The following is a 14714-nucleotide window of genomic DNA, read 5'->3' on the forward strand; positions in this document are numbered from 1 at the left end:
TTTTGTGTCCTTTTTGCCGGACCGCAGCGGGGGCAGCTTTGTCCCCCTATGCAAACACCCGCCCCCCTTCACTTAAAGGATGCGCTGGAACTACTCGAAGCCGGCGCGCCGGTGGCCGTTCGGTACGTGAAAGCCAACCGCCGCACCAAAGTAGCCGGCGAGTTTGGCACGCTGCCGGCCGCGCGGTTAGGCACCGGCAAACGGACCGCCGAGGCCGTGCTGCGCGCCGCCCCTGCGGCGGAAGATGCCGCCGGCGTGGACGTGTGCCCCGTGCCGGTGCCGACGCCTAAGAATCCTAACCACTACGAAAACGCCACCCGCAACCTGGTCGATACGCGCACCGGCGAGCTGGTCAAGGTGCATATCTACTTACTCGTGGCCGTAGCCGGCCGCAACGTCATCCTCTAAATGCAGCAGGTAATCTTCAACTCGGGCGGCAACGTCGGGTATTTGAACGGCTCCGTGTTCCGAATCGGCGGGGCCATGGGCGCCACCAAGGGCGGCACCAGCGCCCCGGGCAAAGGTGGCGGGGCCGACCTGACCACGGCCGTGGCTAAGGGCGAGTCCGGCGACGTGGCCCTATGGGGACCCAACAACGACTTTCCGCAGCAGGTGCTGGCCGAAATTTCCAAGTCGAGCATCATTCCCCCCGTGCTGGACTGGAAAACGCGGGCCATTTACGGCAAGGGCATCGTCTACGGCAAGGTTACGGGCTACGACGACAAGGGCAACGAAATCTTCAAACGGGAGAAAAACGACGAAATCAAGGCGTTTTTTCGGCGCAGCAACATCCCGCGCTTCGGTTTCGAGGGGATTCAGAACCTGGTCAACTTTGCCAACGGCTGGCCCGAGCTGGTGCTCAGCAAGGACCGGAGCGAAATCACGAGCCTGGCTACGCTCGACACCACCTTCTGCCGCTACTCGGTGCAGAAGCCCGGCGAGGCGGTGCCGGCGCTGCTGCACCACTCGGCCAACTGGCCCGAGGCCAAGCCCGGCGACGGCTTTACAACCAGCATCCCGGTGCTGGACCCCTACTTCGACGTAGCCGAGAGCCTGCGCGCCGATACCCGGGGCTTCAAGTACGTCTACCCGTTGTCACTGCCCAGCCCGGGCCAGGCCCTTTACCAGCTCATTCCCTGGAACAGCATCCGCAAGTCGGGCTGGCTCGACGTGGCGCAGACCATTCCCGAGTTCAAGAAGGCCCTGTTTAAAAACCAGCTCAGCCTCAAGTACATCATCGAAGCCCACGAGGGCTACTGGAAGTGGAAATATCCCGACTGGGATACCAAAACGACCGAAGACCGCCGGCAGATTATCGGCGACGAGCTGGCCGACTTCGAGAAGACCATGGCCGGCGCTGAGGGGGCGGGCAAGTCCATCCTGACCATCACCTTCACCGACCCGCAAAACCCCGGGCAGCTCATCCAGGCCTTCAAGGTGACGGCCATCGACGACAAGATCAAGTCAGGCATTTACATCGAGGACTCGCAGGAGGCGGCCAGCCACATCTACACCGCCCTGCAGGTGGACCCCACGCTTTCGGGCATTTCGCCGGGCAAGGGCATGGGCGCCGGCTCGGGCTCCGACAAGCGCGTGGCCTTCAACGCCTTCATTGCCACGCACTACTACCTCCAGCAGCTGATTCTGGAGCCGCTCAACCTGGTGCGCGACTACAACGGCTGGGACCCGGATATCGAGTTCCGCTTCCTCAATACCGAAATCAACACGCTGGACCAGGCGGCTGAGTCCAGCAGCAAATTCTAAGGCCCATGTTATTGAAAACCCCCGAGGAGCTGGCGCAATTCGTCAAGATCGACGACAACGAATTTCCTACCGTGCTGCCGCCCGAAATCGAACGGCTGGAAAACGTGCTGCTGCGGCCCCTGCTGGGCGCCCCGCTGTTGGCCTGGCTGCAGGCGCAGTACGATGCCGGCATTGAGGCCGACTCGCTGGCGGCCCGGCTGCTGCGCGTGGTGCAGGCGCCGCTGGCCCGCCTGGGCGTGGCCGGCGTGGTGGTGGAGCTGCAAATGACGGTGAGCAACACCGGCATTCAGATAATGTCCACCACGACGCACAAAACGGCCTTTCAGTGGCAGACCAAGCAGTTGGAGAAAACGCTGCTGCGCAAGGGCTATCTGGACTTGTGCCACCTTCTTTACTGGCTGGAGCAAAGCCGAGAGGGTTCCCCGGAACTGCAGGCCTGGGCCGCGGGCCCGGGGCAGACGCTGCGCCGGCAGCTCATCGTCTCGGTCGAGGAGTTCAACCGCTTCGAGAACATCAGCTCCAGCTGGCCAGTCTTCGAAGCCCTCAAGCCCTTGATGCGCCGGCAGGAGCTCTTCATCCTGGCCCCCCAGCTCGGCGACGAGTTTCTGCAGGAGCTGCGCGACCAGGTGCGCACCCGCACGCTCAGCGAGGAGAACGAGGAGCTGCTGGAAACCTACATGCGCCCGGCTCTGGCCAGCCTGACCCTGGCCCGGGCTATCCCGGAGCTGGGCCTGCGCCTGACCGGGGACGGCATTGAGCTGATGGTGGCCCGCATCGATGACGCCAACGAGAAGGAAGCCGATGCCGGCCTGGACCTCTTGCTCCAGGCCCGGGCCTTCGAGGCGCAGCGCGCGGCCGACATCCTGCTCGAGAAGATGCGCGCCTTCCTCAACCGCACGGCCTCAGCCACTCGGTACGCCACGTATTTCGCCAGCAGCATCTACAAGCCGGCGACGACACCCATTCCCCTCAATACCGCGGAATCCCGCGTTTACCGCGCCTGCTAATGCTTTCGCTACTACTTCCTGACGCCCTGCGCACGGCCGGCGGCCTGTTTGAAAAGTTCGTGTTCAACGACTGGAATGCACTGGCCTTCCTGATGGTGCTCTTCCTGATTGATACGCTGCTGGGCATGGCCCGCAGCTTCCACCAGGGCCGCTTTCACAGCCGCGGCATGCGGCAGATGTTCACCAAGCTGCGCGACTACGGCGTGGGCATCGTCGTGGCGCACGTCTTCAGCGCCATCGAAATCGACGGCAGCCGCGTGCCCTGGGCCGACTATATGTCGCTGGGCATCAAGTTCGCCATCTACCTAATGATTCTAATCATCGAGGCCAAGTCCATTGACGAGAACCTGCGCGGGCTCGGTGGCCAGGGCCTGCCGCTGCCCAAGTTCCTGCGCAAGGGCATGACGGACTGGGAAGAAACTGGCTCGTTCCGCAGCAAAGAGCCCCCGGCCGACCTGAGCACGGCCACCACTGTTACGTCACCCATTGAAGAAGTTACCCCATGAAAACCGGAGTAAAGGGCCTGGCCCTGATCAAAAAAGAGGAGCAGTTCATGGCTAAGGCCTACTACTGCCCGGCCCACATTCTGACTATCGGTTACGGCCACGTGATTCAGAAAGGGGAGGAGCACCTGAAAACGGCTGTGCTGACCGAGCCCGAGGCGGCCGCGCTGCTGGCCAAGGACCTGGCCCGCTACGAGGCGGCCGTCACTGGCGCCATCAAGGTGCCGCTGACCCAGAACCAGTTCGATGCCTGCGTGACCATGTGCTACAACATCGGCACAACGGGTTTTGCCACTTCTAACCTGGTCAAGAAAATCAACGAGCGGGCCCCGGAGGCGGTGATTCGGCCTTATTGGGAAGTCTGGAACAAGATGGACGGCACGCGCAACCGCAAGGACGATGATAAGGATGGCCTGGTCGACGAGGCCGGCGAGAAGCAGGTAGCGCCCGGCCTGGTGCGCCGGCGGGCAAACGAGTTGGCTCTATACTTTTCAAAGTAGATGAAAGCTTTTGTTACGTTCCTGCTCATGGTGCTGGCTGCGCTGAGCAGCTGCACCACCAGTCGCCCGCGGCCGGCCGACGTGCCGACGTTGTCGACGAGGGCCACCGACTCGCTCAGCCTCGACGAGCTGGCCCAGCTGCCAGCGTACCTGGTGCCGGCGCCGGCGGGCAGTACTCCGGCTGAAAAGCGCAAGTGGGCCCGTGCACAGCGACGGAACCTAGCCCGCGCCGGCGTGACGCCGACGACGGTGAAAATCAAGCACAGCACGCTGGCCGCCGGCGCCGGCGCCACGGCCGTCAGTACCGCCAAGAACAGTGGCGTAGCCGCCGGCGCCGGCGCCACGGCTGCGGCCGTCGGGAAGAGCAAGGCACCGGTGGCCGCCGGCAGCCTGGCTGCCGCCGTCGACCAACGCAAGGCCGCCCAGAAGGGTGGGGCCCTGGCGGCCGGCGACGGAGCCCAGGCTGCGGCCGTCACGAAGTCTGGCCTGCCCTGGTTGGTTATCGTATTGGCAGTACTGGCCACGTTGCTCTGCCTGAACAAGTGGCTGCGCGGCCGCTGGCTGCTCTAAAATAAACGCCCCGACCGTGCTGGTTGGGGCGTTTTGCTTTGCTACCTTCGCACCGCGAACTACCAATGAATGATTGAAGCCTGGGAATCTTTGGCCGTCGAAATACGGCCGGGGAGAAGAGTGGCAGGATGAGCCACATACTTAGGGTTCCTAGGAATCATTGGTGTTCGCAGCAATTTCCCCGGCTTGCCGCCGACTGCTGAACGCCCATGGCCAAGAAAACCAGTAACCCCATCGGCTTCAAGAGCAAGCCGGATCCAGACCCCAACGGCACCGGCGACGGGTTCCGGTACTCACTCGGCGATGTGGACGAACCTACTGCGGCGGAAGAAGTGCTCAAGCCACTGCGGCTGCCCCGAGTAGTGCCAGCTTACGTGGGTGACGGAGAGGCCCTGGAAATCCTGCAAGCCTACGACATCTTTCCGCTGACGCCGCTCAGCAACACTGAGAGTAAGCTGCTGCAAGTGGTGTCGGCTCTGGAGTTGGCTTTGGATAAGTACGAGCCTCGGCACGAGGGCGAATAGGGGAGGCCCCAGCCTAGCAGATGTCCTCGTTTAGATCTAAACGACCATTTAGGCTAACATAATTTTCTGCCTGAAGAAGCCCAACTGCATATCGGGGCTTTTGCGTTTATTTGAGCGGACCCTTTCCATAAAGTGGAAGCCTTTCGCTATTTGATGAAAATGCCCCTCCTATACAGGCTGCTCTTAAGCTTACTATTCATCGGGCTATCTACCCCGGCAATACAAGCCCAAGTACTCCTACCACAAGATCTGACTGTAACAGCAGAAATAACGGGAGAAGGAAAATCTTCTATGTTCTCGTTCCAGAAAAACTATGGGGACGAGGGGTATTTTGTGAAGCTGACCGTTCGCAACACATCCGGCACCCTGAGGGAGTTCTGGATCATGTCCTGCGGCTGGGATGAGAATTGGGTAACGAATAGGCAGGGAATATACTTATGGGGAAGTGAATGCGATAAGAACATCCCTACTCAAATACAGCTCAACCCCTATCAGAAGCTCGTTTTTTACGGGTTTATATCAAAGGACGCTGCCCTTATCCGTACCCAGGCCGAGCAGCTTGCTGCGTATGCAGCAGGGTCCTATAAGCGCCTTGTCAGTACCGTTCGCTTCGGATTTAAGGAAGTCCCTTATTTTCCTTCTTCTATGCATGGCATCCAGGATAAGGATAGTAAGAAGACCTGGTGGAGTAATTCTGTCGATTTAATGTTCGACAACAACTCTTACAAAGTGGAGTAATAGTGCTGCACTGCAAGAATAGTGGGGCTTCTTCGCTATTCGTAACTATGTAATTCCACTATCAGACGCTCCTTTTCCTGAACTACTGCTCATGCACTCTTACGGGCATAGCAAAGTGGTCCTATGGCCCAGTTTGAGTTCAAGAAACTGGTTCACCTTTCAAGTACAGAAAACCTAGAGTTGCGATGAGTTTCGTGAACTCCTCGCTTTTCGGAAGATCTGGCTAATGACAAGCCCCACAGCCCCGCGCTGTGGGGCTTTTTTGTGTCCTTTTTACCCGAGGTAGCCGGCGGCAGCTTTGCCCCATGGATACCCTGCAAATCTGGGGCACGACCTACAAAGTGCCCACCACCTGGAATGAGCTCACCCGGGCCCAGCTGCTGCACCTGGTGCGCGTGCTCTACGGCCCCGAGGGCAAGTTGCCCCGGCCGCTGCAGCTGCTGCACGTGCTCAGCGGCGCGCCACTAGCCACGCTGCTCCAGCTGCCGGCCGTGCAGTGCGTGCAGCTCTACAGCGTCACCGACTTCGTGTTCGACGAGCAGCAGCTGTTCACCCAGCAGCTGCTGCCGGTGGTACGGGTGGGCGTCACCCGGTATGCGGGCCCAAAGAGCAGCCTGGGCAACGTGCTTTTCGGCGAGTTCATTTTCGCCGATACCTACTTCCGGGCCTGGGCTACCTGCCAATCGGCTGAGGCCCTGCACTTGTTCCTGGCGGCTCTCTACCGGCCGGTCGTGCCTGGGCTCGGACCCAGCGACCCCCGCTGGCAGGGCGACCAGCGCGAAGCCTTTAACGAGCACCGCCTGGAGTACTTCGCCGAGAAGCTCCAGCGCCTGCCCGACGACCAGAAGCTGGCCATCACTACCTGGTACCGCGGCTGCCGCGCCCAGCTCGAGCTGGAGTTCCCGGAAGTCTTCGATGTGCAGCAGCAGGAGGTCGGCGCCCAGCAGGATGGCGACTGGGGCCGGGTGCTACGCAAGCTCAGTGGCGGCGCCTTCGGCACGCTGGAGCAAACCGCCCGCCAGCACCTGCGCACCCTGATGGCCGAAATGCAGGACGCGGCCCGCGACTACAAAAAACAGCTCAAAGACGCCAAACGCTAAGAATATGCTTCTACGCCACTCCCAATACGTGGGCCTGCTTCGCCAGCTGGCCATGACTCACAAGCGCATCCAGCACACGGCGGCGCTGTCACGCTTTGCCCGCATTATCGTCGCGCAGGACCCCTATCAGCGCCAGGCTGAAATGCACGAGTTGACCAAGGTCATCGGCCGCACCGGCAAGGTCAAGCCGCCGGCGGGCAGCCATGTGCTCGTGGCCGAGTCCTGCGTGACCGACTACCGCGACAACCAGGGCGACAACCGCCAGCGCGTGCGCCATGGTGCCTTTATGGTGCTCCAGCAAGTGCCCAGCGCCACCGACAACGACGCCATCGAGCTGGCGCTGGATGACACGGAGCAGACGGCCGAGGAAATCATGGGCGCCATCGAGCATGCCCTGCAGGGCCAGGTGAAGGTGCGCATCACGCCCGGCAGCCTGGCCAGCGAGTCGCTGGGCCCGCTCGGCGACGGCACCTGGTACGGCACCCGCCTGGATTTTGAATTCACCACGCCGGCAACGGCCGCGCTGGCTTACAAGCCAGACGCCTTTACTTTCTAACCGATGGCAATGATTCGCATAAAACTGCAGTGGTTCGGCGACGGCACCTGGCAGGGCGACAACGGAGCGGACTACGGCAGCAAGTTTATTGCCGACCGCTACGAGTTCAACACGGCCTCCAAAAAGGTCCTCTTTACCAACCAGGTCACCGATCAGGGGCGCAACACCTTCTTCCAGAACGATGCCGTCGGCGAAGCCCCACCCGAGGACTTCAGCTGGCCGCTGGACGTGCCCTTCTTCTCCGAGGCAATTGGAGCCACCTGGTACGGCTACTTCCACGATGGCGCCGGCGGCTTCACGGTGCAGGAAGTGGTGCTCACCGCTACGGCCGTGCCCACCAAGGCCATCTGCTTTGGCAGCGCCACGGGCGCCATCACTGTGACGCCTGGCGGCGGCACTGGTGTGTGGACCTATGCCTGGGCCGATGGCCCAACGACGAAGGACCGCAGCCTGGTCACGGCGGGCACCTACGTGGTTACCGTGACTGATGCCAACAGCAGCAAGGTCACGGTGCAGGTGGTCGTCGGGCAGAGCCCGCAGCTGCTGGTGCTGCTGCGTAAAACGCCGAACTCGGCCAGTGTGGAAGTCACCGGCGGGGTGCCGCCCTACAGCTTCCTGTGGGACGACGGCCCCACCACGCCCGACCGCCCGGACTTAGGCGCCGGTTCCTACGCCTGCATCGTGACCGACGCCCAGGGCTGCACGGCCGAGACGGTGACGTTCACCATCATCGAGAATAACTTCTTCTGGAGCGGCAACCCTATCACGCTGAAGCTCGATGCCGGCGCCGCCTACCGGGCCAACCCCAGCACCAAGCCTAACCTCTCGTTTGTCTGTGAGGTGTTTCTGGAAAAGGAGTATCTGAGCGAGAACTTCGAGCTGGTGGGCACCGTGCTCGAGCAGCCCGCCGACCGCGACGGCCGCACGACCTTCCAGGTGCAACAGCTGCTGGCCAAGTTCCTGCAGCCGCACGTGCCGGCTCCGGGCCAGAACACCGTGACCCGGGCCGACAGCCTGTTTCGGCGCTTCTACCTCAAGCACGCGCAGGTGTACGGCAACCCGCCCGTGCGCAGCGGCTCGGTAACGGTGGCGCGGAACTACGTGGCCCTGGGTGGCCTCAACTTCACCGAGCAGCAGACCCGCACCTGGTTCAATAGCTATTTCAGTGGCGTCAAGCCCTTCCTGACCTGGGACGTCAATCCTAAGCCGGCGGCCGTGGACCAGCCCGAGTTTCTCTACTACCTGGTGCCCTCGGCTGAGGTGACCAGTTTTGCCCCACGCGTCGTCGTGACCTATACCGATAACAGCCAGGAGTCCTTCCTGCTCGACACGGTGTTCGGGGCCGGGCTGTTTGAAATCTATTGCCTGCCGGCGGGCTACCAGCAGCTGGGCCTGAGCGACAAGCTGGGCAAGCAAGTCGTGCGCTGGGAGGTGTCCGTCGTCGATGAAGATGGCGTGCCACTGAGTGAAAAACGGCACTATGTCCTCGACCGGCTACCGGTGGCCCAGCGGCGCTACCTTCTGTACGCCAACTCGCTGGGCGGCAATAACACCTACGTGGCCACCGGCGAGGCCGACCAGGAAGCCGAGGTAACCGGTGAGGAAGCCCAGTTGGCCCTGGCCCTGGACTACGACCCACTACAGGGCGACACGGCCGTGCAGAAGCGGCAGCTGCGCCCCGTGCTCAAGCTGGCCAGCGGCGTGCACCTGACCCGGGCCACGATGCTGGGCCTGCAGGACTTGCTGCTCAGCCGGCGGGTGCTGCTGCGCAACGGCTCGCGCTGGGTGGCCGGCTACCTCAAAGCCAAGCAGGTGCCCATCGTATCGGAGGGCAAAACCATCCAGACGCTGGACCTGGAGTTCTACCTGCCCCGGGAGAGTTATTTCACGCCCCTGCTGCCGCAGGTGCCGGCGGGCCAGCCGGTGCTGCCGGTGGGGCCAGACTCGGGCGCGTTATGATTCGCCTCGAAACGGCTGCCGGCGGCCTGGACTTGACCGCCGGCAGCATCACCCTGGAGCTGGCCAATTCCTTCTTTTCCTTCGACTCGGTACCAGGCACCACTACGTACCCGTTCACCATCCCGCTCACGGATAACAACGCCATCCGCCTCAACTTCCCGCACATCCGGGCCGAGCAGGGGCAGAAGGTGGAGCCTGAGCCGGTGCTGTTCTTCATCGAGGAGCTGCTCTGGCGTCGGGGCAGCCTGGTGTACCGCGACTTCGACGAGGAGAAGGAGCTGCTCCAGTACCACTTCGTGGCCGACGCCACCGACCTGCAAAGCAAAATCGAGGGCCTGTCACTGGCCACCATGGACTTGGGCGAAGTGCCCTGGGTGGTGACGGCCACCGCGGCGGACTATGCCATGCCTGTAGTGCAGAATACGGCCTTTTTCGGGGAGAAAAACCCGCTCTACAAAGGCTATCTGAACTATTACCGCAACGGCGCCTACCTGGCCGCCACCGACCCGAACGCCCACTTTCTGACCCCGTTTTTGCGGCTGATTCCGCTGCTGCGCCGGGTGATGGCGGCCCTGGGCTACTCGGTCAGCGGGCCCTGGCTGGACTCGGCCGAGGCCCAGAAGCTGGTGGTGTACTCCGACCGGGTGGCCACGCCCACGCTCTTCGGCAAGCTGCAGCTGAATCGGCACGTGCCCGACATGGGCCCGGGCCAATTCCTGATTGCCCTGCAGAAACTGCTGGGCCTGGGCTACGACTTCAACCCGGTGCGCAACGAGCTGCTCATCACCCGGCTCAGCGACGTGGTGGCCGACCACAGCTACATCGACCGGGTGGGCGGCGTAGCGCGCACGACGCCGGCCGAGGGCCTGGGCTTCACGCTCAAGCTGGAGCTGCTCGACGACGAGCTCAATAAAACGCTCGACACAAGCTGGAGCACCTTCAAGGTGGGCGCCGGCAAAACCGTCGTCGACTGCGGGGCCGGCACTCTGCACATGGTCAAGGGCAAGGACTTGCTCCAGCCCACCGTGCGCCAGTGGCTCACGCCGGCCGTGTCGGCCCCGGGCGCCGGCGACGTGTACGAGCTGAGCCCGGAGAGCCGGGCCAGCCTGATGCTGCTCTTCGACCGCGGCCTGCAGCCCGACTCGACCGGGGCCCTCTACCCGCTGGCAACCAGCGGCGCCGAGACCTGGGCCGGTACCAGCATCGGCACCGATACGCTGCACTGGGCGGGCCCAAAAGGGCTCTACCAGCGCCACCACCAAGCCTGGTTGAGCTTCCTGGACAGCGCCAGCACGTCGGAGCGCACCATGCAGTTTGACGTGGCCGACCTGCTCACGCTCACGCCGGCGCGCAAGGAAATGGTCGGGATGCGCAAGTACCTCTGGCAGAAAATCTCGCTGAGCATTCCCACCGCCAGCCGGCTGGAGACGGCCCGCTTCACTTACCGATCCATTCGCTTATGAGCACCGCCCCAGATCTGCACCTTTCCGAGCACGCCCTGGCTCTGCAGTGGCTCGACATCACTGTCGAGCGGTTCCAGGCCAACATGCGCCAGCTCAAGATTAAGGACACCGGTGCGCTGCTGGCCAGCTTCAAGAAGCAGGTCATCGGCTCGGCGGACGGCCGCCTGCAGCTGCAGCTCTCTTATGCCCTGTATGGCAAGTTCGTCGACATGGGCGTGGGCCGGGGCATGGGCCAGGGCGTGCGCAAGGCCGATGACGGCTACGACCGGATCCGCACCAGCCGCGGCCGGCTGAAGCGCCACGAGCGCAAGGCCCGCAAGTGGTACTCGAAGGAGCTGGCCTACCAGACCAAGCGCCTGGCCGAGCTGATGAGTGAGCTGCACGGCACCATCCTGATCAGCGCCGTGACCGATGCGCTGCCTGAAACTACCCACATCAACCTTTAAGTGACGTCGTGAACCAACATCCACACCCCCAATCCTTGCGCAGCCTGCGCATCACCCAGAAGGTGCTGACCACAAACCTGCAGCAGATCGAAGTAGGCTCCGATGAGTTTGACCAGTCCGTGCAGGAGCTGCTGGAGGTCGGTCGGAAGATTTCGGAGCTAGAAAACGGCCGCAAGAGCCTCTAAGACCATGGCAGACAATAGCGAAGAGCGGAAGATAAAAATCCTGCTGGATGCGGTACAGCCCAACGCCAGCATTAAGGAAATGACCGCCGGTGCCAGCCTGATGAACAACCAGCTGGCAAAAATGAGTGCCGACGACCCGGGCCGGGCCAAGCTCCAAGATGATTTTGCGCGCCTCACGGCCCGCATTACGGAAGCCCGCATGGCCCAGCGCACCATTATCAAAACGACCGAGGAGCTGGCCGAGGAGCAGCGTCAGCTGCAACTGGCCACCGAGAAGCTTAACCAGGAAAACCGGGAGGTAGTCCTGAATGGGCAGAAGGTGTCGGCCTCATTCAAGGACATGAAGGCCGCCGGCGCGCTGCTCGAGCAGCAGCTGCACGAGTTGTCGGCCGACGACCCGGGCCGGGCCAAGCTGCTCAGGGACTACCAGGAGCTGCAAAAGCGCATCGACGGTGTGAAGAAGGAAATGGGCGAAACGGCCGAGAAGGGCTTCACGATGAAGGACGCGCTGACCTTCGCCGGCGTCGGCGTCGGCCTGGAAGCCGCCGTCGACGTGGTGAAGGAAATGGGCGCCGAAATTGCCCAGACGGTCAAGGAGTTCGAGGACCTGCGCAGCCAGATCAACACGCTGACCGGCGCCACTGGGGCGGAGCTCGACGAGCTGAGCACCAGCGTGGCGGCCGTGGCCAAGACCTTCGACAAGGACTTCAACGAAGTGCTCCTAGCCAGCAACACGCTGAGCAAGCAGATGGGTATTTCCCAGCAGGAGGCCATCCGGCTCATCGAGCAGGGCTTCCTGAGCGGCGCCGACGCCTCGGGCGAGTTCCTCGACCAGGTGAAGGAGTACGCGCCGCAGTTCAAGGCCGCCGGCCTCTCGGCCAACGAAGCCATCGGCGTGATTTCGCAGTCGGTGACCACCGGCATCTTCTCCGACAAGGGCGCCGACGTGGTCAAAGAGTTCGGCCTGCGGATCCGGGAGCAGACCAAGTCCACCAAGGACGCCATGTATGCCGCCTTCGGGCCCGAATTCACCAAGGAAATCCTCGACGGCGTTAACGACGGCAGCCTCAGCTCGGTGGAGGCCCTGCGCAAGGTGTCGCAGCAGATGAACGACACCAAGATTCCGGCCTCGCAGCTGCAAACCGTGATTGCCGACGTGTTCGGCGGCCCGGGCGAAGATGCGGGCCTGGAGTACTTGAAGTCCCTGCGCAACGTGTCGACCGGCGTCGACGGCCTGGTCGACAGCACCAACGTGTACACCCAGCGCCAGCAGGTCCTACTGGCCAGCCAGAAGGAGTTGGCCTCGGTGCAGAACGACCTGGCCAAGCAGTTCGAAGGCAGCAGCACCGTGCTCGACACGCTGACCAACAAGGGCCTGACGGTGCTCTATGCGCTGCTGGGTTCGTTGGCGGCTACCTTCAAGGAGCTGGTTGCCCCGGTGCAGGAAATCTGGGATGCCTTTGTCGAGCTGGGCGAGTCGTTGGGCCTGGTCTCGAAAGAGGGCCTCTCGGCCAAATCCATGGGCGAGGCCCTAGGCAATGTGTTCCGGCTCCTGATGGTACCCACCAAGCTGCTCTGGGGCTTGGTGGCCGACCTGGTGCGCGGCTTCGTCGACTGGGCCAAGTCGTCGGAGGTGGCCCGGGCTGCGCTGACGGTGATGACGCTGCCTATCCGCACCCTGTTTGAGCTGCTCAGCAACGGCCCGGCGTATTTCGCCGGCTTCTCCGCTGCAGCTGAGAGTTCGTTCGGTACCATCGGCCGGGCCTGGCGCAAAATCCTCGACCGGGACTTCGGCGGCGCAGCCGACGAGTTCAAGAATATCGGCAAGGCGGCCGGCGATGCCTATACCAAGGCATTTGCCGATGCGACGGCCAAGCGTGCCGCGGCCAGCAGCACGTCGACGTCGGGTGGGGCCGAGGCTCCGGAGGGCCCTACGAAGGCGGCTGGTGGCGACGGCATGACCGAGTCGGACAAAGCCAAGGCCGAGAAGGATGCGGAAGCAGCCCGAAAAAAAGCCAAGGAGGCGCGGGACAAGGTAGATCAGGACCGCCTGAATGATATCAAGCGCTTCGTTCAGGCTGAGGGTAAGGAAATGGAAGGGCGCAATGCCCTGCTCAACCAACTGGGGGAACGGGAAGTCTCCGATGCGGAGGCCCGGCGCATACTGGAGCAGCAGAAAATCTTCGATGCCGCCACCGACCGGGTCCGGAAGCTCACAGGTTCGGAAGCGGACTATACGGAGCAAGTGAAAGCCATCGTCGAGGAGCGGGACCTGCAGCTGCGCGAGTTGGCCGACAAGCATGCCGAGGAAGAGGAGAAACGCCGGCAGGAGGCTATCGATAAAAAGCTGGAGCTGGCCGCGGCCGAAGCGGAGGAGCAACTGGCAGCGCTGGAGCTGAAGCTGGCCAACGGCGTACTGGATGAGTGGGCCTACCAGGATGCGGTGTACGCCGTGAAGCTGGCCGCCCACGAGCGGGAGCTAGAGCTGCTCAAGGAGAAAAGTGGGGCCGAAACGGCCGAGTATAAGAAAGCCAATGCCAACAAGCTCAAGGAGCAGGCCGAGTATGCCGCCAAGAAAAAGAACCTCGACCAGGACCTGGTCAAGGCGGAGCAGCTGGTGAGTGCCGTGAAAAAGGTGCTGGGTGAGGGGGAGATAAACCTGCTGGCGGAAATCTTCGGCAAGAAGTCCGCCATCTATAAAGCGGCCGTGGTCGTGCAAAAGACCATGGCGGCGGCTGAGGTCGGCATTAGCCTGGCCAAGCAGATTGCCGTCAATACCGAAACGGGCACCAAGATTTCGGCCATGGCCCCGCCGGTGTCGATTCCCATCGGCACGGCCTATACCATCGGGGCTAACTTATTCGCCGGCGGCGTGGCGGCCGTGCAGATTGGTAAAATCATGGGCATGGGTTTCCGCTCCGGTGGCCGCACCAGCGGCGGGGGTGGGCCTCTGGATCTGGCCGGCCTGCAGGTGGGCCCCAACGGCAAGCTCATCGACCAGGATGGCTTCGCCGTGGCCGGCGTGGTGCACGAGAATGAGTACGTGATTCCGGAGTGGATGCGGGCTGACCCGCAGGTAGCTCAGATGGAGCAGTGGCTGGAGGCCCGGCGCCAGCGGGGCTTCATCACCGGTGGCCCCACCACCGAGGGCAGTAGCCAGGCCGTGGATCCGGACGTGGAGCTGCTGGGCTCGGGCGACGTGGTGAGCCTGCTCCGGCAGCTGGTGGCCGGCCAAGAGCACTATGCCAACGAAGTCGGCACTTGGGCTCGCGAGCTGCAGGTGGTGCAGCAGGACCTAGTTGATCTGAACAAGGACCTCGATGTGGTGAAACAGATCCAGCGCGGCAACGGAATTACCGGCTAAGTGGTGTTCGGATTAGAGTTCTTTTCTGAACACTT

At 62.6% G+C, this 14714-nt stretch carries 15 protein-coding genes; all 15 read left to right on the plus strand.

The features are described from left to right. The first annotated feature begins 48 nt into the window (after positions 1-48). Positions 49-408, plus strand: coding sequence for a hypothetical protein (locus CLV45_RS04305; RefSeq protein WP_100335159.1), 360 nt, complete (start codon positions 49-51; stop codon positions 406-408). Beyond that, positions 409-1764: a hypothetical protein gene (locus tag CLV45_RS04310; RefSeq protein WP_100335160.1), complete on the plus strand. Its 1356-nt coding sequence runs from the start codon at positions 409-411 to the stop codon at positions 1762-1764. It abuts the gene before it with no gap. 5 nt (positions 1765-1769) lie between these two features. Continuing rightward, positions 1770-2771, plus strand: coding sequence for a DUF6712 family protein (locus tag CLV45_RS04315; RefSeq protein ID WP_100335161.1), 1002 nt, complete (start codon positions 1770-1772; stop codon positions 2769-2771). Continuing rightward, on the plus strand, positions 2771-3277 hold the full coding sequence (locus CLV45_RS04320; RefSeq protein ID WP_100335162.1) for a phage holin family protein: 507 nt from the start codon (positions 2771-2773) through the stop codon (positions 3275-3277). The genes CLV45_RS04315 and CLV45_RS04320 overlap by 1 nt, the downstream gene beginning before the upstream one ends. Continuing rightward, complete coding sequence (locus CLV45_RS04325; protein ID WP_100335163.1) at positions 3274-3774, plus strand: lysozyme; 501 nt, start codon at positions 3274-3276, stop codon at positions 3772-3774. The genes CLV45_RS04320 and CLV45_RS04325 overlap by 4 nt, the downstream gene beginning before the upstream one ends. Continuing rightward, positions 3775-4344: a hypothetical protein gene (locus CLV45_RS04330; RefSeq protein WP_100335164.1), complete on the plus strand. Its 570-nt coding sequence runs from the start codon at positions 3775-3777 to the stop codon at positions 4342-4344. Positions 4345-4553: 209 nt separating this feature from the next. Further along, positions 4554-4868 (plus strand): hypothetical protein, encoded by a 315-nt coding sequence (locus tag CLV45_RS04335; RefSeq protein WP_100335165.1) that lies wholly within the window; start codon positions 4554-4556, stop codon positions 4866-4868. Between the two features lie 159 nt (positions 4869-5027). Then, positions 5028-5606 (plus strand): hypothetical protein, encoded by a 579-nt coding sequence (locus tag CLV45_RS04340; protein WP_170061806.1) that lies wholly within the window; start codon positions 5028-5030, stop codon positions 5604-5606. 305 nt (positions 5607-5911) lie between these two features. Beyond that, the gene (locus CLV45_RS04345; RefSeq protein WP_100335167.1) at positions 5912-6706 is read left to right on the plus strand and encodes a hypothetical protein; all 795 of its coding nucleotides are present in this window, start codon (positions 5912-5914) and stop codon (positions 6704-6706) included. A 4-nt stretch (positions 6707-6710) separates the two neighbouring features. Then, entirely contained in the window at positions 6711-7262 is a 552-nt protein-coding gene (locus CLV45_RS04350) for a hypothetical protein (RefSeq protein ID WP_157807286.1), read from the plus strand. Between the two features lie 9 nt (positions 7263-7271). Continuing rightward, positions 7272-9221 (plus strand): SprB repeat-containing protein, encoded by a 1950-nt coding sequence (locus CLV45_RS04355; protein WP_170061807.1) that lies wholly within the window; start codon positions 7272-7274, stop codon positions 9219-9221. Next, entirely contained in the window at positions 9218-10684 is a 1467-nt protein-coding gene (locus CLV45_RS04360; RefSeq protein WP_100335170.1) for a hypothetical protein, read from the plus strand. Before CLV45_RS04355 ends, CLV45_RS04360 begins: the two co-directional genes overlap by 4 nt. Beyond that, positions 10681-11130, plus strand: a complete 450-nt coding sequence (locus CLV45_RS04365; protein ID WP_100335171.1) for a hypothetical protein — start codon at positions 10681-10683, stop codon at positions 11128-11130. The genes CLV45_RS04360 and CLV45_RS04365 overlap by 4 nt, the downstream gene beginning before the upstream one ends. Positions 11131-11138: 8 nt before the next feature. Next, complete coding sequence (locus CLV45_RS24805; RefSeq protein WP_157807287.1) at positions 11139-11315, plus strand: hypothetical protein; 177 nt, start codon at positions 11139-11141, stop codon at positions 11313-11315. Between the two features lie 4 nt (positions 11316-11319). Continuing rightward, positions 11320-14679 carry a phage tail tape measure protein gene (locus CLV45_RS04370; protein WP_100335172.1) on the plus strand — a complete coding sequence of 1120 codons (3360 nt, stop codon included), beginning with the start codon at positions 11320-11322 and terminating at the stop codon, positions 14677-14679. Positions 14680-14714: the final 35 nt, after the last annotated feature.

Origin of the sequence: Hymenobacter chitinivorans DSM 11115, from assembly GCF_002797555.1 — a bacterium.
In the GTDB taxonomy this organism is placed as follows: Bacteria; Bacteroidota; Bacteroidia; order Cytophagales; family Hymenobacteraceae; genus Hymenobacter; species Hymenobacter chitinivorans.

What these genes read in the sequence shown, in the direction of transcription:
- CLV45_RS04365 (WP_100335171.1), top strand. Translation starts at nt 10,681, where the DNA reads ATGAGCACCGCCCCAGATCTGCACCTTTCCGAGCACGCCCTGGCTCTG.
- CLV45_RS04335 (WP_100335165.1), top strand. Translation starts at nt 4,554, where the DNA reads ATGGCCAAGAAAACCAGTAACCCCATCGGCTTCAAGAGCAAGCCGGAT.
- CLV45_RS04350 (WP_157807286.1), top strand. Translation starts at nt 6,711, where the DNA reads ATGCTTCTACGCCACTCCCAATACGTGGGCCTGCTTCGCCAGCTGGCC.
- CLV45_RS04360 (WP_100335170.1), top strand. Translation starts at nt 9,218, where the DNA reads ATGATTCGCCTCGAAACGGCTGCCGGCGGCCTGGACTTGACCGCCGGC.
- CLV45_RS04305 (WP_100335159.1), top strand. Translation starts at nt 49, where the DNA reads ATGCAAACACCCGCCCCCCTTCACTTAAAGGATGCGCTGGAACTACTC.
- CLV45_RS04330 (WP_100335164.1), top strand. Translation starts at nt 3,775, where the DNA reads ATGAAAGCTTTTGTTACGTTCCTGCTCATGGTGCTGGCTGCGCTGAGC.
- CLV45_RS04320 (WP_100335162.1), top strand. Translation starts at nt 2,771, where the DNA reads ATGCTTTCGCTACTACTTCCTGACGCCCTGCGCACGGCCGGCGGCCTG.
- CLV45_RS04370 (WP_100335172.1), top strand. Translation starts at nt 11,320, where the DNA reads ATGGCAGACAATAGCGAAGAGCGGAAGATAAAAATCCTGCTGGATGCG.
- CLV45_RS04325 (WP_100335163.1), top strand. Translation starts at nt 3,274, where the DNA reads ATGAAAACCGGAGTAAAGGGCCTGGCCCTGATCAAAAAAGAGGAGCAG.
- CLV45_RS04310 (WP_100335160.1), top strand. Translation starts at nt 409, where the DNA reads ATGCAGCAGGTAATCTTCAACTCGGGCGGCAACGTCGGGTATTTGAAC.
- CLV45_RS04345 (WP_100335167.1), top strand. Translation starts at nt 5,912, where the DNA reads ATGGATACCCTGCAAATCTGGGGCACGACCTACAAAGTGCCCACCACC.
- CLV45_RS04355 (WP_170061807.1), top strand. Translation starts at nt 7,272, where the DNA reads ATGATTCGCATAAAACTGCAGTGGTTCGGCGACGGCACCTGGCAGGGC.
- CLV45_RS04340 (WP_170061806.1), top strand. Translation starts at nt 5,028, where the DNA reads ATGCCCCTCCTATACAGGCTGCTCTTAAGCTTACTATTCATCGGGCTA.
- CLV45_RS04315 (WP_100335161.1), top strand. Translation starts at nt 1,770, where the DNA reads ATGTTATTGAAAACCCCCGAGGAGCTGGCGCAATTCGTCAAGATCGAC.